At 42.8% G+C, this 20,791-nt stretch carries 16 protein-coding genes and 4 tRNA genes; 1 reads left to right on the forward strand and 19 read right to left on the reverse strand.

Annotation, left to right across the window (positions count from 1 at the left end; all coding sequences use genetic code 11):
• Positions 1 to 417 precede the first annotated feature (417 nt).
• Positions 418 to 2,085: a PAS domain-containing sensor histidine kinase gene (locus PBF_RS24870; RefSeq protein ID WP_051488819.1), complete on the reverse strand. Its 1,668-nt coding sequence runs from the start codon at positions 2,083 to 2,085 to the stop codon at positions 418 to 420.
• Positions 2,086 to 2,609: 524 nt separating this feature from the next.
• Here PBF_RS24870 and PBF_RS26720 point away from each other — a divergent pair.
• Positions 2,610 to 3,077: a VOC family protein gene (locus PBF_RS26720; RefSeq protein WP_051488820.1), complete on the forward strand. Its 468-nt coding sequence runs from the start codon at positions 2,610 to 2,612 to the stop codon at positions 3,075 to 3,077.
• Between the two features lie 111 nt (positions 3,078 to 3,188).
• Here the strand turns inward: PBF_RS26720 and rlmH are convergent, their stop codons facing one another.
• From rlmH to PBF_RS05985, 18 genes are all read right to left on the reverse strand, one after another.
• A complete protein-coding gene (rlmH, locus tag PBF_RS05905) occupies positions 3,189 to 3,668 on the reverse strand; it encodes a 23S rRNA (pseudouridine(1915)-N(3))-methyltransferase RlmH (RefSeq protein ID WP_035328259.1) in 480 nt (159 codons plus the stop codon).
• A gap of 80 nt (positions 3,669 to 3,748) precedes the next feature.
• Complete coding sequence (locus tag PBF_RS25135) at positions 3,749 to 3,919, reverse strand: CxxH/CxxC protein (protein WP_430515280.1); 171 nt, start codon at positions 3,917 to 3,919, stop codon at positions 3,749 to 3,751.
• 139 nt (positions 3,920 to 4,058) lie between these two features.
• A complete protein-coding gene (locus tag PBF_RS05910) occupies positions 4,059 to 5,285 on the reverse strand; it encodes a S1C family serine protease (RefSeq protein WP_035328262.1) in 1,227 nt (408 codons plus the stop codon).
• 240 nt (positions 5,286 to 5,525) lie between these two features.
• Positions 5,526 to 6,320: an MBL fold metallo-hydrolase gene (locus tag PBF_RS05915; RefSeq protein ID WP_035328264.1), complete on the reverse strand. Its 795-nt coding sequence runs from the start codon at positions 6,318 to 6,320 to the stop codon at positions 5,526 to 5,528.
• Positions 6,321 to 6,327: 7 nt separating this feature from the next.
• Positions 6,328 to 7,140, reverse strand: coding sequence for a two-component system regulatory protein YycI (locus tag PBF_RS05920; protein WP_035328266.1), 813 nt, complete (start codon positions 7,138 to 7,140; stop codon positions 6,328 to 6,330).
• The gene (locus PBF_RS05925) at positions 7,127 to 8,467 is read right to left on the reverse strand and encodes a YycH family regulatory protein (RefSeq protein ID WP_035328268.1); all 1,341 of its coding nucleotides are present in this window, start codon (positions 8,465 to 8,467) and stop codon (positions 7,127 to 7,129) included. The genes PBF_RS05920 and PBF_RS05925 overlap by 14 nt, the downstream gene beginning before the upstream one ends.
• Positions 8,464 to 10,293, reverse strand: a complete 1,830-nt coding sequence (gene walK, locus PBF_RS05930) for a cell wall metabolism sensor histidine kinase WalK (RefSeq protein WP_035328270.1) — start codon at positions 10,291 to 10,293, stop codon at positions 8,464 to 8,466. The genes PBF_RS05925 and walK overlap by 4 nt, the downstream gene beginning before the upstream one ends.
• An 8-nt stretch (positions 10,294 to 10,301) precedes the next feature.
• On the reverse strand, positions 10,302 to 11,009 hold the full coding sequence (yycF, locus tag PBF_RS05935) for a response regulator YycF (RefSeq protein ID WP_035328273.1): 708 nt from the start codon (positions 11,007 to 11,009) through the stop codon (positions 10,302 to 10,304).
• Between the two features lie 390 nt (positions 11,010 to 11,399).
• Complete coding sequence (locus PBF_RS05940; protein ID WP_035328275.1) at positions 11,400 to 12,875, reverse strand: M23 family metallopeptidase; 1,476 nt, start codon at positions 12,873 to 12,875, stop codon at positions 11,400 to 11,402.
• A 367-nt stretch (positions 12,876 to 13,242) separates the two neighbouring features.
• Positions 13,243 to 13,315: transfer RNA gene (locus PBF_RS05945), tRNA-Phe, on the reverse strand.
• Positions 13,316 to 13,352: 37 nt separating this feature from the next.
• Positions 13,353 to 13,429: transfer RNA gene (locus PBF_RS05950), tRNA-Asp, on the reverse strand.
• Between the two features lie 61 nt (positions 13,430 to 13,490).
• Positions 13,491 to 13,562 (reverse strand) — tRNA-Glu (locus tag PBF_RS05955).
• Between the two features lie 15 nt (positions 13,563 to 13,577).
• A tRNA-Lys gene (locus PBF_RS05960) sits at positions 13,578 to 13,653 on the reverse strand.
• Between the two features lie 657 nt (positions 13,654 to 14,310).
• Positions 14,311 to 15,603 carry an adenylosuccinate synthase gene (locus PBF_RS05965; RefSeq protein WP_035328278.1) on the reverse strand — a complete coding sequence of 431 codons (1,293 nt, stop codon included), beginning with the start codon at positions 15,601 to 15,603 and terminating at the stop codon, positions 14,311 to 14,313.
• A 204-nt stretch (positions 15,604 to 15,807) separates the two neighbouring features.
• Positions 15,808 to 17,172: a replicative DNA helicase gene (gene dnaB, locus PBF_RS05970; protein ID WP_035328281.1), complete on the reverse strand. Its 1,365-nt coding sequence runs from the start codon at positions 17,170 to 17,172 to the stop codon at positions 15,808 to 15,810.
• A gap of 185 nt (positions 17,173 to 17,357) precedes the next feature.
• A complete protein-coding gene (gene rplI / locus PBF_RS05975; RefSeq protein ID WP_035328283.1) occupies positions 17,358 to 17,804 on the reverse strand; it encodes a 50S ribosomal protein L9 in 447 nt (148 codons plus the stop codon).
• Positions 17,801 to 19,774 carry a DHH family phosphoesterase gene (locus PBF_RS05980; protein ID WP_035328285.1) on the reverse strand — a complete coding sequence of 658 codons (1,974 nt, stop codon included), beginning with the start codon at positions 19,772 to 19,774 and terminating at the stop codon, positions 17,801 to 17,803. Before PBF_RS05980 ends, rplI begins: the two co-directional genes overlap by 4 nt.
• A 31-nt stretch (positions 19,775 to 19,805) precedes the next feature.
• Complete coding sequence (locus PBF_RS05985; RefSeq protein ID WP_035328287.1) at positions 19,806 to 20,741, reverse strand: YybS family protein; 936 nt, start codon at positions 20,739 to 20,741, stop codon at positions 19,806 to 19,808.
• Positions 20,742 to 20,791 lie beyond the last annotated feature (50 nt).

The following is a 20,791-nucleotide window of genomic DNA, read 5'->3' on the forward strand; positions in this document are numbered from 1 at the left end:
ACAAAACAAAAGGTGAGCCAACATCTACTGTAGCCCACCTGTGAATTCCTTTATAAAATTAGATAGATTTAATTCCTTAAAACCTATACCTATTATTTCATTAATTTTTGGTAGCTGGTTAAAAGTGCTTTCATTACTATACTGAAAAGGGGTTCAGTCCCAGTTGACATCAAGTGCAATTGATTCATAAGTATCCCTTGGATCACCTCATTGTTTTTTCACAAAAAGGGGGCCAGACCCTCAGCCCTTTAATGCGGTAGTATAGTTGGGGTCAGGCCCTGTTAACTCCTTAATTAATTACTGATATGATAGTCGAATGCGCATAAAGGAAAGCAGAAGCGCTATTACATAAAATGTACATAAAAAAGGTCGTATACTTATAGTATTGTTCTTGTTAACAGTTATCACTGCAAAGTCTTAAGACAGATTATCCTTTTCAAAAGGATGATCAACAGGCAAGCACAATTCAACTGTAGTACCTTTGTTTAACTGACTAGAAATTCTCATAGTACCCCCATGATTTTCAATTATTCTAAAACAAATCATTAAACCTAATCCGGTACCATCTTCCTTAGTTGTATAAAAAGGTTCTCCTAGTTTAGTAATTTGTGCATTTTCTATTCCGACACCTTGATCAATTATAAGAATACTTACCATCTTTTCATTGATTCCCTTAACCTTTACAGTAATTTCTCCGCCATTTGGCATAGCTTCAATTGCATTTTTAAGAAGATTGATAGCAACTTGCTTTAACTGATTTTGTTCACATTTTATAAATGGAAGATTTAATTCAAACTCTGAAATAATTTGTATTTTTTTTATTATGGCCTGGGGTTCCAGCAATGAAATGATACTTTTTAGTATCTGATTAATATCTTGATATTCGTACTTTATCACTTGTGGCTTTGAAAGAATTAGAAATTCACTAACTATTAGGTTAATACGATCTAATTCAGATAACATAATATCCACATAGGTTTTGGAAATATCAGGTTTTAGTAATTGAACAAAACCTTTTAGAGTGGTTAATGGATTTCGAATCTCATGAGCAACTCCTGCAGCTAATTGACCTACAGCTGATAGCTTATCGGACCTTCTTATCATTTCCTCTGCTAATTTAGATTCTGTGATATCTTTAGCAATTTCATATATACCAATAAATTCATTATCAGTGATTATAGGTATCATTTTTAGACTAATTGCCCTTTTTTTACCATCCTTATGAATCATTGATAAAGTAAATTCCTGACGCTGTCCGTCACTAACATACTTATAATGCTCCATGTGCTTTTCTAGGTCTTCAGGAACAATGATTTCATCCCACTCTTTTTTTTGGAGCTCTTCAATAGTATAACCTAGTAGTTTTCCTGCAGCATTGTTTGCCTCTATTAATTTCCCATTTAAATTGAATGTAAAGATGGCATCGGTATTGTTTACAAATAATGACTTAAATCGTTGTTCAGTTTCTTCTAGACGTTTTACTAATAGTTTACGATTCTTTTCTTGGCTATGATTAAGTAATTCCTCTACTTTTTTTCTTTGATTAATATCAATATCAATTCCATTTAACTTTATAAGATTTCTGCTCGAGTCAAAAATAGGTTTAACGCGTTTTTGAATCCACTTTAACTCACCATTTGGCAGTAGAATTCGGTACTCGCCTATTGCATCTTTTCCTTTTTTCAACTCATGCTCAAATTTACTTACAATATCAATATCTTCTTTGTAGACGACCTCTTTCCATAACTGTAAATTATTTTTAAATTCATCAGACGAATACCCATATAAATCACTAACTTTGGATGAAATCATTAATTTTTTGGAACGGAGATCAAATGAATAGATTACAGCATCTACACTGTTGAAAAGTTCGTTTAATTCCTCATCTTTTTTCTTTATTTCTTTAGCGTAATATTTAGCTTTATCAAACTGTAATCCACTCCACCATACTGGGTAAATAAAAATGGCATTTAAGATCCATTCGGTTAACGGAATATACCCTAGAGATAAATATGTAAATATTTTAAATATAGCTCCGGAAAACAACAAAATGCCCAGTGCCCATATTCTTCCTGTATACTTCACATTCAATCCTCCATTAATTTTAAGAAAAATCTATATCAAATTAAATGTTAAAAACACCTTATCAAAATATTTAATTTTTCAACTTACATATTTTTTTCGCACAAATTTTTATAATTTTTCAATCATGAATATAGTACCATATTCCTACTTATATATCTTTTAGAAAAAAAACAAAAGTAGCCATTTAAATATTCTGATATGACAAAAAAGAGGAGTGCCTCCTCTTTTTGTATTTTCTTGACCACTTCGTATTCATTTTTCAGCTAATTAATATCACTCTTTAGTTTATGTTACTTTCTTATTAATGGTTAGGACATACTTGGATTTGATCAATAAGCCACTCGGATAGACTAGTGTTAACTTAAAGTGATAGTCTTTCTCCGCATTATTTTTAATGGATTTTACAGTTACTTATGATACGGTTCATCCAAATTCATTGGTAATATATATGAACATACTTAAAATTCCATTATTATGTATAATAATACTATGAAAAATAAGTTATCTGCTTTGGAGATAGTATTATGACAAAAAATGAATCTACCAATTTCGTATTGCATGCAAAAAGTGAACAGTTTTACTGGGAAGGAAATGGCCAACTGTCCATTAAAACATTCTTTAATGGTAAAGCCCATTATAAAACTAACAAAGGCTTTTTTGCTGTTGAAGAGAGTAGATACCTACTCCTCAATGAAGGTGCATACACAATTTCAATTGATGAACCTAAGGTTGTAGAATCCTTTTGTCTTTTCTTTAAAGATGGGTTACGACTTATGTTATCACTACCAGAAAAAGATGAATTCGCTCATTCAAGTTCAGTTATTTATTTTCAAGTACCTAATATTAAAGATACTTATGAGCGCTTAGTAGGTAAAGAAGTTATCTTTATTGATGAACCACATATTGTAGCGAAAATGGGACAAACAGAAACATGGATGGTATTTTTTAAAGATACAGAAGATAATACTCATGCAATTATGAGTGAAGTATAGGTATAAGAAAACCAAAAGGAGACCGTTAAAATAACCAACGGTCTCCTTCCATTTAAATTAGCCTTTTTAAGAAATCTTTATCCAGAGTTACTTCCACTCTCTGCTTTACCACTATTTGTGATACGGTTCCCCCCGATTAATCCGAAACGCCCTATATATTTGCTCCAAAAGTATCAGCTTCATCAACTGATGCGGAAACGTCATCTTCGAAAAAGACAGCTTATCATCCGCCCGCTGCAAAACCTCCTGGCTCAACCCCAGTGATCCGCCAATGACAAACGCAATCTTACTCTTCCCATATGTAGCCAGTTTATCAAGAGTATCAGCCAATTCTTCCGACGATTTCATCTTCCCTTCAATAGCCAAAGCAATGACATGGGCATCCGGATGAATTTTTGCCAGAATCCGCTCGCCTTCTTTTTGCTTGACCTGAATCATTTCCGTTTCGCTTAGTTCTTCAGGGGCTTTTTCATCGGGAACCTCGATGATGTCCATTTTGGCGTAGGCTGACAGTCTTTTTAGGTATTCGTCAATTCCTTGCTTCAAGTATTTTTCTTTTAGCTTTCCGACCGTAATAATAGAGATATTCACAGCATGTCCTCACTTTACAAACAAGATATCCACAGAAGTTATCCACATGTCCACATTTTTAATCCACATGTTGTATGGGATCATTCGTTCGCTACAACATATATTGCGGTATTTTGACAATATTCACAGGTTGTTGATAACTTTTTATCACCTTCAAGTTTTGTTAATTGCGGGAATGTTTCGTACTCATCAACCACTATATCTATTGCCAGATCAACGTGTTCGTCACAGCAGTAAATCATTTTCAGCATGCTCCTTTTTAGGCGGGAAGCCTGTTTTTTTATCCGATCTGTGGATAATTTTTATTTTCGGTTATGTATTTAAGTTATCCACATCTCATAGTAACAAAACAATAAAAAACAGGAAAGCGATTATCGCTTTCCCATTTCATTAAAATGTCTCCCCGCTCAGCTTCATCGTTACTTCCTGGGTTTTGCCGTCGCGGTAAATTTTGATTTTCATTTGGTCGCCCACTGATTTCTTCGTATAGAGATGCTGGCGCAGTTCGATGATGTCTTTGATTTCCTGTCCATCCATCTCGACGATGACATCCATTTCCTTCAGTCCTGCCTGTGCCGCTGGAGAGTTCGGTTCTACAGATGTGATGGCCACACCTGATTTCACATCCTTCGGCAGCTTCAGTGCTTCCTGCTGGTAATATCCAGGAATCTCATTAACAGATGCCAGCTGCACGCCCATATACGGACGTTTGACTTCTCCAAACTTTTCGAGGTCATCAATGACTGGTCTTGCATAATTAATCGGGATCGCCAATCCGATTCCTTCTACGGCGCTCTCTGCAATTTTCATGGAGTTGATGCCAATGAGCTGGCCGCTGATATTAACCAGCGCTCCTCCGCTGTTACCCGGGTTGATGGCGGCATCTGTCTGCAGAACCTCTGCCTGCCAGTCTACTGTGCCATTCTGGTCAATATCAACCGGTATGGCACGCTCCAGTCCTGAAATAATTCCCTGTGTGACAGAGCCGGAGAACTGGCCAAGAGGGTTTCCGATGGCAATGACAGGCTCGCCTGGCTTCAGTGCGTCGGAATCGCCGAATTCAGCTACTGTTTTAATTTCCTTTCCTTCTACCTCAAGCACTGCAAGATCTGTCCATATGTCGCTGCCAACAAGTCTTGCCGGGAGCTTGGTGCCATCCTGCAGACTTACTTCCAGTTCCTGAGCGCCTTCTACCACATGGTGGTTTGTCACGATGAAGGCTGTATTTCCTTCCTTCTTATAAATAACTCCGGAACCTGTTCCGGCGGGCTGGCCGGCACTGCCGTTCCCTTCATTCGACCAAAAACCTGCTGTCTGGATGTTCGTAATGCTTACGACCGCATCTCCGGCTTTATCAACCGCCTTGGTTACATCGGTTGTCACATCGACTGAGACATTCTGCGTCCTGGCATTATTGTCCCCGGCTGCTTCATCCTGCAGCTTTTCATCCGGTTCAACCGTATAAGGGAGCACGTCGTAGTCAGCCAGCTTTGGGACTGCAACCACGACCAGAATGGCCCCTAGTATGATGCCAACAAGGCTGGCCAGAAAGTATCCGCCCTTGTTGCCCTTTTGCCCTTTATAACGGTTCTGATGATCTTGATCATAATAGCCCAAACTGCACCCATCCTTTCTTTCTTTTGCAAAAAAAACGGCTGTTTTTAATATAAATGCTAAAACTTAGTCTTCCTTTATACCCATTATTATACTCTTCTGTTTTTAGAAATCTAATAAAAACGCACCCGCTGCAGCAATCTTACGACTTTGTTCATACTTTAGTAAAATTCCTTCAAAAAAGAAAAAGAGGAACACACGAAAAACAGCTGTCTCTCTGTGTATTCCTCTTATGATTTAAGTTTAAACGGCTGTTAAAATCGTCGGCACCTTCGGGTCGGTATCAAAAAGGTCGAATTGTTCGCCGACGATGATTCCTCGGCTTTCAAGTGTCTGGGCGACAGACATTCTCGCCAGATCTTTAATATTGTTATCCTGGCTTAAGTGGGCCAGATAAAAGCTCTTCGTCCGGTCGCCGGCCACTTCACTCATCGCCAGCGCCGCATCCTCATTGGATACATGGCCGACATCGCTTAAGATCCTTCTTTTAATATTCCACGGGTAGCGGCCCATGCGAAGCATCTGAACATCATGATTGCTTTCAAATACGTAAGCCTCTGCATTGGAAATCAGGCCTTTCATGCGGTCACTGACGTAGCCTGTATCGGTAATCAGGACAAGCTTTTTCCCGTTATGATGGAACACATAAAACATCGGGTCGGCTGCATCATGGGAAACCCCGAAGGATTGGATATCCAGGGATCCGAATGTTTTCACGGCTTCCATATCAAAATGAAACTTCTGGTCAACCGGGACTTGCCCAATCAGTCCGTCCATGGCCAGCCATGTTTTTTCATTGGCATAGATCGGGAGGTTATACTTGCGGGCAAGAATCCCGACACCCTTGATATGATCGCTATGCTCATGGGTCACCATTATGCCTGAAAGCTTGCCGATGTCCCGGCCGATATGCTGAAATAATCCTTCCATTTGCTTCCCGCTTAAACCGGCATCCACCAGAAAGGAATGTTCCTCCGTCTCGACAAAGATCGCATTCCCAGTACTGCCGCTCGCGAGAACGCTGAATTGTAAAGACATGTTCTCCTCACTCCACTATTTTTTTCTCTTCGTTGTTCAGCTGAATAATTTTCCCTTCAAAAGCATCCACAAATAAATTCTCCTCGCCATTAATGACAAATCGCCAGGCAGGCGTCAATAATTGTGAAGAGCTCAGATGGACGAAAGTGAAATAACCCAGCTCTACATTTGTAATTTTTGACTTAGGCAGAAGCGAGCCATTTTTGTAAAGGGTCTCAACAGCTTTTATCGGCTGAATGACTTTTTCGCTTTCTTCCTTCGACTCAATCTTTTCCAGGAGCGTCTGCTTATAAGAGACAATTTCATTTTCATCATTCAAATAAAATGTGAGCTCGCCATTTAAATTCATATAAAACATCTTGTCTTCGAATTCCTGATAATACGTGATTTTATTGCTGTCACGAGGCTTGTCCCAGAAGCGGTACTGATCTCCGTATAACACCCTGTTTTTGATAAAGGCGGATAGTTCGGACGGACTGAACTTGTCACTGATCTTTATCGGCTCATCCAGAACTGAATTCAAGGTGGTTCCTTCTGAAATCGTAATCTCCTGGCCTTCAAGCTTTGTATCTTTCAGACCCTCAAGTTCTTCAATATCAAATTCCACCGGCTTCGCCCTCAAGTAACGGTCTTTCGGGTTGCTTTTCGGAAGGGGTGACTCAAATGTGATCTCCGCACTCTTAAGCTGTTTTTCCAGGGATGCCTGGGCGATCGGTTCAAATTTACTGGCTTCCTTTAATTTGAAAAACTCGTACATCAAGTAAATATCCAGCACCAGGAAGGTTAAAATAAAGATTGTTTTGATCTTACTCCAATCCATTATTCATGCCCCCTGTCTCATCAAGCGAAATGCTTTTCCATGTTCCTTCATAACGGTAAAACCAGGAAGGCTCCAGACGGATGAAAGTGGTCTGCGCTTCCTTGACCAGCATCATCTGATACCCCAGTCTTACATCCTCCAGCAATTCCGGATCGAATCCCTCCAGGGCTAACAGGTACTCCATTACCCGATTCCCGGAACTTAGAGTGACGTCTGTTGGCGTTTCCGTACTCAGGCCAAGCTGGAAGTTGCTTCGAACATACTCATAAATTTCATTTTGCCCCCAAACTTGGCGGATCTCGGATAGTTTCGGATCATCGCTGAAAATAGGATAACCTGAAGATTCATACATCCGGAATACAACCCGATGGTTCACTTCGTCTATTTCGGCAAATTGGTAATTATCTGTCCATCCCGAATGGCCATTAATGAAATCAATGCTTCTTTTCAGGAGGTCGCCTGATGGAAAAGCCGGATTATCCCCGGCAGCCGGTTTGATATAACGAAGGGTATTTTTATCAGAATTCACCCTCAGCAGGCTTAAGGTATCATTATATTCATCCTCTGACTGCTGAAAGCTTTTCTGCACGACACTCGGATCACTGAACAGGGCATTTTTGTATTGCTCAGAGTCCAATTTTTTCTCCAAATACTGATATCTCGGCATTTTAGTATCCTGTGCAGGCAGGTAGATGGTTCTTTTATCAGATGGCTTGTAAGCGAGATAGGCTCTATATTCCGGATTATACTCCGACAGATTGAAGTATTGGCTCTTGAAATTCTGAATAAAGGAAACAGGCACATGGCTTCGATAGACCTGCCTGTTATCCAATGAGACAAAATCAACAATTCCTTCTTTTTTTCCCGTTTGCCTGGTATCAATGACAATGTGATCAAATTGAAAATCAGCGAGATTTTTATCGCCAATTTTGATGACGGATTTGTATAAGTCAATCGGAACAGAATCCGGAAACGCCAGTACCGCTTTTCCTTCATTATGAACAAACGAAGGAAGAATGCCTGCTTCCTCTGTAATATTTTCAAAGTCAGCAAAATTCCAATCGCTGATTTCTGTTATAACCTTATCAATCTCATCAGGGCTGACTGTCCCTAAGGTCTGTTTTTCCCCGAGGTGGAATAAAAGCGTGTCCGGTCTTACAATCTGATTGACTTCTTTTTTCTCCGCAATTGTTACTTCCTGAACGGTATTTGCTTCTTTTTCAATCCGTTCAAAGTTTGGCTGGTAAGTCCAGAGATTCCAGGTAAGGAGGACACTTGTCACGACTAGAATGGTCAATATGATGGATTTTATATTTTCATAACTCATTCCCAATCATCCTCTTCCGAGCGGACATACGGAAGGCTGAATGAAATCGTTGTCCCTTTCCCTTCTGTACTCGCTGCCCAAATTTTCCCGCCATGCGCCTCCACCATTTCTTTTGCAATGGCCAATCCGAGTCCTGTTCCGCCAAGTTTTCTTGTTCGGGCCTTATCCACCCGGTAAAAACGCTCAAAAATCTGTTCAATATTTTCTTTTGGAATCCCCACACCCTGGTCTGAAACGCTGACGATAATAAATTCATCTTTTTCCTCAATGCCAAACGTCACTTTTCCGCCTTCCGGAGAGTACTTCAGTGCATTTGAGATGATATTGTCCAGCACCTGGGTGAGTTTGTCCTCATCTATTTCCACAAAAGCTGAATGATCCGGAAGCTTTCTTTCAAACGTAACATTCTGCTGCTTCGTCATTTCAAAACGGTCTATAATTCTATTATAGAAGAAAATGAAATCAATCCAGTCCTTGCTTAAACGGTAATCCTTGCTGTCCATTTTAGAAAGCTGCAGCAGATCATTAACCAGGCGGATCATCCGCTCTGTTTCATTTTGGGTGACATCCAGGAAGTTCGGTGCAATCTCCTCATCTTTCCAGGCGCCATCCGCCAGAGCCTCGAGATAGCTTCTCATCGTCGTGAGCGGCGTTCTGAGTTCATGAGATACATTCGCCACAAATTCGCGGCGTTCCATATCAATTTTCTCCTGCTCGGTGATATCATGCAAAACGGTGATTAAGCCGTTCACAAACCCGGTTTCTTTTTGGATAACCGAGAAATTCGCACGGAGAATCAGCGTTTTCGTTTTGCTGCTGTAATCCAGGATGACTGAATCCTGCTCGTCTAACAGCTCTTCAAAGGTATAATCCTCTTCAAGGCCTAAAAGGGATACAATCGGTGAAGACAGGACCGTTTCACGTGAAACATTCAGCATTTTTGCTGCAGGCTCATTAATGAGAATGACACGCCCTTTGCGGTCAGTTGCAATGACTCCATCCGTCATATAGGAAAGAACAGAGGATAATTTCCGCCGTTCGCCTTCCGTTGTGGCGTGTGCTTCCTGAAGTTTCTTTGTTAAGCTGTTAAAAGTAATGGCCAGCTGGCCAATTTCGTCATAACCGTACACCTTTACCTTACGGGAGAAGTTCCCTTTTGCCATGGCCAGCGCCTGTTTCCGCATATCAGAAATCGGGCGTGTTACCGTCTGGGCAAGGAGTATTCCCAGGATCGCTGTGATGGCTAACGCAATGGCTATGCCGGAGGTAAAAATATTATTTATCTCCCTCATCTGTTCATAGATGTTTTCTATTTTAGCAACCAGATAGATGGCCCCATTGACTTCCCCATTATTATTTTTTATAGGGGTGACGAGAACCCAAATCCGCTGCCCCTGGTCAACAAAATCCTCCGTTACCGGCTGTTTCGTGGCGATGGCCATCTTGATCAGGTTATCTGTAGACCTTCCTCCGACAAGTCCCTGATTATCGGGATCGGAGGTGCCAAGGATCCTCAGTGATTCTCCTTCAATGACACGGACTTCTGATATGTCCGCAGAATTGTAATCACTTAACAGCCTTCTGATATCCTCTTCCAGGGACGGTGCCTCCTCATCAGGAAGCCTTACCTTGGTCATCTGTTCCTCCACATAATAGCTAAGAAGATTGACCCTCTCCTGAATGGCATCTTTGAAATTTTCCTGTAAGGTCGATTCCAGCTGCCTGACAAAGTAGACTCCGATAATCTGCATGGCTACCAGAATGAGAAGAACATAAATGATCACAAACTTCAAATGAATGGACCGAAAAAAACCCACCTTTTCCATGTACCCTTTTACTCCTGCTCAGGATTCCGCAAGTAATAACCGACTCCTCTTCTTGTCACAATCCATGTCGGGTGGCTTGGATTATCCTCGATTTTCTCCCGCAGTCTCCTGACGGTTACATCAACTGTACGGACATCACCATAATAATCATAGCCCCATACGGTTTGAAGGAGATGCTCCCTCGTCATGACTTGTCCAATATGTTTGGCCAAATAGTGAAGAAGCTCAAACTCGCGGTGTGTTAATTCAATCGTCTCGCCGCGCTTGGAAACCACGTAGGCATCCGGATGGATAATCAGTGAACCCACTTCGATTTCGTTGGATTCATCTTCTTCCTCTGCCTTGGAAACCTGCTGATGGCGCCTCATATTAGCCTTCACGCGGGCAATCAATTCCCTTGTGCTGAACGGCTTTGTAACATAATCATCTGCACCGAGTTCAAGACCCAGAACTTTATCGATTTCAGAATCCTTTGCTGTCAGCATAATGATCGGCATATCGTACTTCTTGCGCACTTCGCGGCAAACCTCAATGCCATCCCTCTGTGGAAGCATGATATCAAGCAAAATCAAATCCGGCTTGATTTCTTCTACCTTTTCCAGGGCGTCATTGCCGTCATAGGCACACACCACTTCATAGCCTTCTTTTTTTAAATTGAACTGCAGAATATCTGCAATTGGTTTCTCATCGTCTACAACCAGAATTTTTTTATCCATACCTATCTCCTTTTTCTTGCTCATTTATTTATTTTTTGGAGCAGTAGAAGTCAGTTTCATGCATATGTTATCTACTTTACTTTACCATGTTAACAGTGAGAATTCACCTATTACGAAAAGCGGGAGCGCCCTGCCTGGCTCCGACGCACCTCAAGAAGCTGAATGTTTTATTGCTTATTCTTAGTCTTAACCACAAAAGTCTCTAGCATGAAAACTAGAGACTTTTTTGCGTGTATTATTTATTTATCGCAGTCTAACGGGCAGTAAGTCCCCATCTTCAGGTCTCTGAAGTATCAAAGGAGGGCTAGCTGGGGGCAAACTGCCCGTAAAGGCCCGATTGGTTCAACTAACAATCAGTGGGGGAAAGTACTCCCCCCACTGATTGAAGTTTCACTTTATATATTTCAGCGGATCCTGCATTTTACCGTTTTTGTATACTTCAAAGTGCAGGTGGACACCGGTTGAATCACCAGTAGATCCCATTACGCCGATTTTTGAGCCTTTTGAGACGGTTTGGCCAACGCTGACACTGATGGAATCCAGATGGGCATAAATCGTGCGGAAGCCATTGTTATGGTCGATGACGATTTTATTTCCATAGCCGCCATCCATGCCTGCAGATACAACCGTTCCATTGTCAGCCGCTTTGATCGTGCGGTCGCTCGGTCTTGCAATGTCAATTCCTTTATGCATCTTTCCCCAGCGGTATCCCATTTTACTGGAGATATAGCCGCCGACTGCCGGATAGGCAAAACTGCCTTCACCGCGGGATGGAATCACCTTTGTTCCCTTGATGACAATTTGCTTCACCGGCTCTTCAAGGATCTTTTCTTCTTTTACTTCTTTTTTGACCGTTTGGCCGTTTTCTTCCGTTATCAGGTAAGTAGCAGCGCGAACGCCTTCCTTGCCTTCCTGCTTCACTTTCGTTTCGCCTTTAGGCATGCTGCTGTCTTCAATTACTTCTTTTTCAAAATCGATTTTTTCTTTTTTGAAAACTTCCTTATCTGCTAACACTTTTACATACGGCTTGTAGACGGTCACATTTAATTCCTGTCCTGCCTTAATGACAGAGTCCTTCTTAAGTCCACTGTTCAGTCCGATCAGCTGCTTCATATCGAGGTCATGGGCACTGGCAATATTGCTTAATGCATCGCCCTCTTTAACCACATACTTCTTTTCTTCAAGGGTTCCTTTTTGCAGAAGCTTCACAGCCTCTTGTGCACTGATGATCTGTTCCGGCTTTACAGTTGCTTCTGAGATGGATACATCTTCAGTAAAGCGGACATCTAAAAGACGTGTTTCATCTTCCTTCAGCTGTGGTAAAGGAGTCGAAGAAGATGCTTTTCTATCTTCGAGTGCCTTTAAGTCTTTTTCGGATACATAAGACGTCTTGATTTTCTGGAGGGCTGCTTTTGCCTGCTCCTCATTTTCCATATAAGCGATTTCCTTGCCGCCAATCACTAAAGCAGCTGCTTCAGCATGAACTTCCATCTTGTTTTTCAGGCCATTGACAGCTTCTGATTCATTCACTTGTGAGCTAAATTCAAAAACCTGCTCGGGAATGAAGGAAAGCTCTGATGCCAGCGCCAGCTTTAATCCCTTATGGGAATCTTCAGCCTCACTGATCTTTTTATCGGCCAAATCTTCGATGACTTTTTTGTCCGACACTGTTCCAATATATTCGTCACCCATATAGACATAATAAACTGTCACAAGCTTATCATCATTGGCAGAAGCGGAAATGCCGCCTGCGAATGTTAAAGCCGCCGCTGCAAAGCCGGCCGCAATCGTTCTATTTATAGTTTTCTTAAAGCTTTTCGCTGTAAATTCTGATGATGAGGTACCTTTTTTCTTCCATTTGAACATGGTTACATCCCCCTAGACTACGGTAACAAAGAACACTTTCATATAGTGCTATGTAACTACGAATTTGTGAGTCTGATTTTTTCACAATATTTACTTTACCATACAGCAAAGCAAATGGATTACGAGACTCAGGAATGTAACAAAAATGTATAATAGCTGACATTTTATGACTTTTAATGGCAAAGCTAAGGGATGTTTATGTCGAATGAAGGATAGGAAATAATCCCTATTGGCAAGGGGTTTATTAGTGCTGCGAAAAAGGAGGGTGAGCACGGATTTTCATTACACAGACTTTTTGCAGAAAAGCGCTTATATTACAGAAATATAACAAAAAGGAGCATGCTTGGTTACATACTCCTTCTTGGGATGGCTCAGGACGGAATCGAACCGCCGACACAAGGATTTTCAGTCCTTTGCTCTACCGACTGAGCTACTGAGCCTTATTAAGTTATCTGGGCTTCGTGCAAATTATGTAAATGGCGGTCCGGACGGGACTCGAACCCGCGACCTCCTGCGTGACAGGCAGGCATTCTAACCAACTGAACTACCGGACCAAATAATAACCGCCAGCAAGTAAGCCGGGCTTGCCAGCCTTTTGCTGACGGTTATTTGCCATGACCCCTACGGGATTCGAACCCGTGTTACCGCCGTGAAAGGGCGGTGTCTTAACCGCTTGACCAAGGGGCCATAAAAAAGTATAAATGGTGAGCCATGAAGGACTCGAACCTTCGACCCTCTGATTAAAAGTCAGATGCTCTACCGACTGAGCTAATGGCTCATACTAAAATTCTGTTTCCTAAAGCCTGACACTGCTAAGTCAGATGTTCCAAAGCCCTGCGTGCTTTGTCACAGATTGCGATTCGGATGAAGCAATTCACTGATGCTGCAATCTGCTCTACCGACTGAGCTAATGGCTCATACTAAAATTCTGTTTCCTAAAGCCTGTTTCCAAGGTTGCTACCTTGGCGACGCTTTTTATAATATCATAGAGTTTTATAAAAGCGCAATAGCTTTTTTATAAAAAATTCTTTTTGATTGGAAGACTGCAGCAGGAGGTGTTCGAATGCTAGATTGCAGCAACTTGGCTGGGATGCACTTTTCCCTAAAAAGAGTATTCTTTTCCCCGGTTTGAGGGTTCTTTTCCCTAATTTATGCGTTCTTTTCCCGGATTATGGATTACTTTCCCTAATTCCTGTTGTTTATTCCCCTTTTTAAATTTTTTCTCTATTAAAAACCAGCTGTGCCGGGTTCGGACTCAGCACCGGTCATTTTCTCTTTCTCTGTCTGAACCTGACCCATCTTCAGATTCAAAAACGACAATTCTCCCTCACACTGTCCGAACCCGACCCCAGAATCCACAGCCTCGCCAACTGCACTGCCTCCCCCCTCAAAAAAAGAAAAGCCCCAATCCTATCAGGGCTTTTCCAATCAAGTATTAGTTTTGTCTCCATGGGCTTAAAACTACGTTTGTTTGTGTGCGGTCCGGGCCGACTGAGAAGATGGATAATGGAATTCCAGTCAGCTGTGATACGCGCTCCAGGTAGTGGCGGGCATTGGCAGGGAGCTCATCGAGTGATTTGCAGCCTGTGATGTCTTCTGTCCAGCCTGGAAGCTCTTCGTATACCGGCTCACATTCAGCCAGTACCTTTAAGCTTGCAGGGAATTCTTCGATTACTTCTCCATTATAACGGTAAGCTGTACAGATTTTTAATGTCTCGATTCCAGTCAATACATCGATGGAGTTAAGAGAAAGGTCTGTAATACCGCTGACACGGCGGGCATGGCGGACAACCACGCTGTCGAACCAGCCGACACGGCGGGCACGGCCAGTCGTTGTACCGTATTCACGGCCGACTTCACGGATTTGATTTCCGATTTCATTATCAAGCTCAGTCGGGAATGGGCCGTCTCCTACACGAGTCGTATAGGCCTTTGATACACCGACAACATGCTTGATTTTTGTAGGGCCAACACCAGAACCGATTGTTACACCGCCGGCTACCGGGTTAGAGGACGTAACGAATGGGTAAGTACCCTGATCGATATCCAGCATAACTCCCTGCGCACCTTCGAAAAGCACGCGGCGGCCGTCATCTAATGCGTCGTTAAGCACGACAGACGTGTCGCAGACATAATGCTTGATCTGCTGGCCGTATTCGTAGTATTCATCCAGGATGTCTTCGATTTTGAATCCTTCTGTTTCATAGAATCGCTCAAGCAGGCGGTTCTTTTCTTCCAGGTTGCGCGCAAGCTTTTCTTCAAACACTTCACGGTCAAGAAGGTCCGCGATGCGGATTCCGTTGCGGGCTGCTTTATCCATGTAAGCAGGGCCGATGCCTTTTTTCGTTGTACCGATCTTGTTCGCACCTTTGCGCTCTTCTTCCACTTCATCCAGCTTCAGGTGGTAAGGAAGGATGACATGTGCGCGGTTTGAAATGCGCAGGTTGTCTGTTGTAACTCCCTTGTCATGAAGGTATGCCAATTCTTTTACAAGCGCTTTAGGATCGACAACCATTCCGTTTCCGATTGTGCAAATTTTATCGCTATAGAATATTCCAGATGGAATTAAATGAAGCTTATAGGTTTCGCCGTTAAATTTGATTGTATGTCCTGCATTGTTTCCGCCTTGATAACGTGCGATCACTTCTGCATTTTCAGAAAGGAAGTCTGTAATCTTTCCTTTCCCTTCATCTCCCCACTGTGTTCCAACAACTACTACTGATGACATTAAAAAAGCACCTCCGGGAATCCCATGGTTTTAAAATTTATTTTCATTTTTAATTAAGTAACTTATTTCAACCATCTTAGTTTAACAAGGTGATGTGTGATAGTCAATAAAACACGAACAATTTTAATAAAAATATGAAAATATGTTCGTGAAACAATGAAAATATAAATATAAAAAAGAGGACTTGCAAAATGCAGGCCCTCTTTATGCACCAGGCGGCGCGAATGAATCATCAAAGCGTTTCTCTAAGTTTACGAATTTATTATACTCTTTTACGAATGCAAGCTGAACGGTTCCAACCGGGCCGTTACGCTGCTTGGCGATGATGATTTCAATGATGTTTTTATCTTCGGATTCTTTGTCATAGTAGTCATCGCGGTATAGGAATGCCACGATATCGGCATCCTGTTCAATACTTCCCGATTCACGGATGTCCGACATCATCGGTCGCTTATCCTGACGCTGTTCCACACCACGGGAAAGCTGAGACAGGGCGATCACAGGGACCTGTAGTTCACGTGCCAGCTGTTTAAGGGAACGAGAGATTTCAGATACTTCCTGCTGGCGGTTTTCTCCTGAACGTCCGCTTCCGAGGATTAATTGCAGGTAGTCGATCAGAATCATGCCAAGCCCATGCTCCTGTTTCAGACGGCGGCATTTGGAACGGATATCCTGGATGCGGACACCCGGCGTGTCATCGATGAAAATACCTGCATTTGACAGGCTTCCCATCGCCATCGTCAGTTTTCCCCAGTCCTCATCTGTCAGAGAGCCGGTACGAAGCCTCTGGGCATCAATATTCCCTTCAGCACAGAGAATACGCATGACCAGCTGTTCGGCACCCATCTCCAGACTGAAGATCGCAACGTTTTCTCCCGTTTTCGTTGCCACATTTTGCGCGATATTCAGGGCAAAGGCTGTTTTACCTACGGAAGGTCGTGCACCGACAATGATGAGATCATTTCGCTGGAAGCCGGCTGTCATGCGGTCAAGCTCGGTAAATCCAGTCGCAATCCCTGTAATATCCCCTTTGCGGTTATGCATTTCCTCGATATTATCGTAGGTTCGCACCAATACATCCTTAATATTATGAAAGGCACCGGCATTTTTGCGCTGTGCCACCTCCATGATATTTTTCTCTGCTTCCCCCAGCAGAACTTCCACTTCATCCTCGCGCGTATAACCGTCCTGGGCAATGCCCGTCGCCGTCCGGATCAGCCTGCGAAGCAGTGACTTTTCTTCCACGATCTTTGCATAGTACTCGATATTCGCCGCTGTCGGAACAGATCCGGCCAGTTCACTTAAATAGCTGACCCCTCCGGTATCCTCCAGCAGTTTTGCTGCACTAAGCTCTTCTGTCACGGTCACTAAGTCGACCGCTTTCCCCTGGTCGCTCAGCTTCAGCATTACATTGAAAATCTTCTGGTGGGCCGCACGGTAGAAGTCTTCAGGTATCAAGATCTCAGATGCTTGTGTAAGAGAGGAGGGTTCAAGAAAGATTGCCCCAAGCACAGCCTGTTCCGCTTCGATATTCTGAGGCGGGAGCCGATCCGCGAATAAATCACTCATCTCATTAAACCTCCTTAAAATAAACATTGAGCAAATCTATATTTATATAAAAATCCTTTATAATCCCTTTAAAAAATGTGACCAGCAAATACTGATCACATTTTTAATCAACCCTTTTATTTTAACATGTTTATCGGCAAAAGCCACTTCCAATATTAGTTTATCCCACTAATTGAAGCTTAACTTTATGCTTCTTTTACATGTACGTTTAATGTTGCTGTTACTTCAGTATGAAGCTTGACTGGAACCTTTGTGTATCCAAGCGTGCGGATCGCGTCTTCCATTTCGATTTTGCGTTTGTCGATTTTGATGCTGTGCTTCTTTTGAAGCTCTTCAGCAATTTGCTTGCTTGTGATGGAGCCGAACAGACGGCCGCCCTCACCTGATTTCGCAGTAAATTCAACTGTCAGTTTTTCAAGTGTTTCTTTCAGTTTTTTTGCATCCGCAAGCTCTTCAGCAGCAAGCTTTTCTTCTTTCTTCTTTTGGGCATTCAGGCTGCTGATGCTCGATTGGTTTGCTTCGACAGCAAGCCCTTGCTTGATTAAAAAGTTATGTGCGTAGCCATCTGCTACATTTTTTACTTCGCCTTTTTTCCCTTTGCCTTTAACGTCTTTTAAAAAGATTACTTTCATTCCTTTTTTCTCCCTTCAAAGTATTCATCTATAGCCTCTTTTAATCGGACCTCAACATCATCAAGTGTTGCATCCTGAAGCTGTGTGGCAGCATTTGTTAAGTGCCCGCCGCCTTCAAGGTTCTCCATGATCACCTGGACATTGATATCCCCGAGGGAACGTGCGCTGACCCCTATCATGTTTTCAGAGCGGTTTGAGATGACAAATGAAGCAACCACGCCATCCATCGTCAGCAGAGTATCTGCCGTCTGGGCAATCAGCACCTGATCAAATATCTGATCCGGCTCACCCTTGGCAATCGCAATGCCTTCTTTGTAAAATTGAACGGTTTCAATCAGCTTCGCCCGCTTGATGTAGGTATCTACATCCTCTTTTAAGAACTTTTGGACGAGCACGGTATCAGCACCCTGTCCGCGCAGATAGGAAGCCGCATCAAACGTCCTCGACCCTGTCCGCAGTGAGAAGCTCTTCGTATCGACAATGATCCCGGCAAGCAGAGCCGTTGCTTCCAGCATTTCGATTCTGCCGTTTTTCGGCTGATACTCCAGAAGCTCTGTCACCAGTTCTGCAGTAGAGGAAGCGTATGGCTCCATATAAACCAGCAGCGGATTATGGATGAACTCTTCAGCGCGGCGGTGATGGTCGATGACGACAACATGTTCAATCGCATGAAGCAGCTTTTCCTCAATTACCATGGATGGCTTATGGGTATCAACAACCACGAGCAGGGTATCGTCCGTTGCGATTTCCATCGCCTGTTCCGGGGTGATGAATTTTGAAAAGAGCTCTTCATTCTTTTCAATTTCCTTCATCATCCTTCTGACGCCTGTATCCAGTTCATTGAAATTCACCACTACATAGCCTTCACGCTGGTTCAGACGCGCCACCTTCTGAATGCCGATGGCGGCTCCAATCGCATCCATATCCGGGCTTTTGTGACCCATGATAATGACTTTATCGCTTTCGGAAATCAATTCCTTCAGCGCATGGGAAATGACGCGTGCACGGACCCGGGTTCTTTTTTCAACAGGATTGGTCTTGCCCCCGAAGAATTTGACTTTCCCGTTTGTCTGCTTGATGGCCACCTGATCTCCTCCGCGGCCTAATGCCAGGTCTAAGCTGGACTGGGCCAGTGAACCGAGCTCAGGCAGGGAAGAAACCCCCGTGCCGACACCTATGCTTAACGTAAGCGGAACATTTTGCTTGGATGTCGTTTCCCGGACATCATCAAGAATCGTGAACTTCCCTTTTTCAAGAAGCTGCAGAATATGTTCATTAAATACGGCGATAAAGCGCTCAGATGACACCCGCTTCAGGAAGACTCCATTATCCTGTGCCCATTTATTCAATATCTGGGTCACCAGGCTGTTGAGGCTGCTTTTCGTCTGATCATCCATCGCCTGGGTGAGCTCATCATAATTATCAAGGAAGATAATGGCGATCACTGTCCGTTCTTCCTGATACAATTTCTCAATTTCAGTTTGTTCCGTAACATCAAAAAAGTACAAAAGCCGTTCTTCCGGCTTATGGATCACCCGGAATTTTCGGTCATGAAGGGTAATGATTTCTGTTTCCACTTCTTGTTTGATCAGCGGAACAAGCGAATCCGCGACATCATAAAGCGATCTTCCGACTAGCGTATCTTCATCAAAGCAGGATGCTAAAAAAGGATTGGTCCATTCAATGTAATAATCATCATTTATCAGCATGATCCCAATCGGCATTTCCATCAGAGCTTCTTCGCCGACTTTTTTCACCCTGTAGGAAAGGGTCGAGATGTATTCTTCCGTCTCCTTCCGGTGCTTTTGATTCAGCTGAAAAAGGTAGTAGAAAGGAAGGATGGCCAGAAACAGCCCAATTAATGCAAAAAGCCAATTGTAGTACGCCAATATACCGAGAAGCACCACTGTTATGCCCATCAATCCAAAAATCGGATAGCGTATGGACCGCTTTTCTAAATACGAAGGCATGTTTTCAGCTCCTAAACAGTAGTGTTTTTCATCACTTTTTTCCTAATCTTTGCCTTAGATCAAATCCTAAGTCAATTATACCTAATATCCTCACAATATAAAGGAGAAATGGCATAAGAAATGTAAATACAGCAGCAAGGACAGGCACGGCTTTCGGCCATCCCTTTAAATGACTGAAAAAGAAAATCAGGGACAGGCCTTGAATGACCATGAAAATCTGCAGAATGAATGCAATATTGACAAGAGCCATAAACCAGTAGCTTCCTTCTGACGGATTAAAAAGGAACGAAGCAATAATGGTAATGAGATAGTACCATAACATGCTTTTCGGCAGGCTCATTTCCCTGAATGGCTTAAAGCCTTCAATCTTAATACCGAATCGTTTGGCGATCGGAAAGGAAACAAGCTGAATGACAAAAACAGAAATGACCGATGTCATGACAAATAAACTCGGCGTTAAGGTCTCAATCATTTTCAGGCCAGCTGTCAGCTGCTCGACTGCTTTATCTGCGTTCTGTCCAAATCCTTCGAGCATTCCTTGTGAGATTTTAATGGACTCCTCCATCATGCCGATTCCTTCTTTAATGATATTGACATTAAAAAGAGCAACTGCTGCAGCATACTGAAGCAAAAGGGCTGCAAGGAATACCAGCGTGCCTGCAATAAAGGAAGAAGCCCGTCCTTTATTTTCCCTTATAAAAATACCGATTACCGTGCCGGTCAATCCGAATGTCAGGGCAAGCGGAATCCCCATAATGGTCCCGATAATCAGGGAAAGCAGGACGCCTCCCGTCAGAAAGACAATTGTGCTCATCCGGTTATTTTTTGCCGCAAACATAATAAACGGAAGAGCCAGGAAGAAAACAGAAACGGTACCGAGGATCGGCACATAGAGCGAAATCAGAAGAAGCACGGCAAAAACTGCGAGAAGCACGGCACCTTCTGTTAATTTATGTACATTATTCATTGATACACCCCTCAAACTGTGTATCCAAAAAGGAGGAAATCGTTCCCGGC

Origin of the sequence: Cytobacillus firmus DS1 (assembly GCF_000565285.1) — a bacterium.
GTDB lineage: Bacteria > Bacillota > Bacilli > Bacillales > Cytobacillaceae > Cytobacillus > Cytobacillus firmus_A.

What these genes read in the sequence shown, in the direction of transcription:
- PBF_RS26720 (WP_051488820.1), top strand. Translation starts at nt 2,610, where the DNA reads ATGACAAAAAATGAATCTACCAATTTCGTATTGCATGCAAAAAGTGAA.
- PBF_RS05940 (WP_035328275.1), bottom strand. Translation starts at nt 12,875, where the DNA reads ATGTTCAAATGGAAGAAAAAAGGTACCTCATCATCAGAATTTACAGCG.
- PBF_RS05920 (WP_035328266.1), bottom strand. Translation starts at nt 7,140, where the DNA reads ATGGATTGGAGTAAGATCAAAACAATCTTTATTTTAACCTTCCTGGTG.
- PBF_RS25135 (WP_430515280.1), bottom strand. Translation starts at nt 3,919, where the DNA reads ATGCTGAAAATGATTTACTGCTGTGACGAACACGTTGATCTGGCAATA.
- rplI (WP_035328283.1), bottom strand. Translation starts at nt 17,804, where the DNA reads ATGAAAGTAATCTTTTTAAAAGACGTTAAAGGCAAAGGGAAAAAAGGC.
- PBF_RS05985 (WP_035328287.1), bottom strand. Translation starts at nt 20,741, where the DNA reads ATGAATAATGTACATAAATTAACAGAAGGTGCCGTGCTTCTCGCAGTT.
- PBF_RS05915 (WP_035328264.1), bottom strand. Translation starts at nt 6,320, where the DNA reads ATGTCTTTACAATTCAGCGTTCTCGCGAGCGGCAGTACTGGGAATGCG.
- dnaB (WP_035328281.1), bottom strand. Translation starts at nt 17,172, where the DNA reads ATGAGTGATTTATTCGCGGATCGGCTCCCGCCTCAGAATATCGAAGCG.
- yycF (WP_035328273.1), bottom strand. Translation starts at nt 11,009, where the DNA reads ATGGATAAAAAAATTCTGGTTGTAGACGATGAGAAACCAATTGCAGAT.
- PBF_RS05965 (WP_035328278.1), bottom strand. Translation starts at nt 15,603, where the DNA reads ATGTCATCAGTAGTAGTTGTTGGAACACAGTGGGGAGATGAAGGGAAA.
- walK (WP_035328270.1), bottom strand. Translation starts at nt 10,293, where the DNA reads ATGGAAAAGGTGGGTTTTTTTCGGTCCATTCATTTGAAGTTTGTGATC.
- PBF_RS05925 (WP_035328268.1), bottom strand. Translation starts at nt 8,467, where the DNA reads ATGAGTTATGAAAATATAAAATCCATCATATTGACCATTCTAGTCGTG.
- PBF_RS05980 (WP_035328285.1), bottom strand. Translation starts at nt 19,774, where the DNA reads ATGCCTTCGTATTTAGAAAAGCGGTCCATACGCTATCCGATTTTTGGA.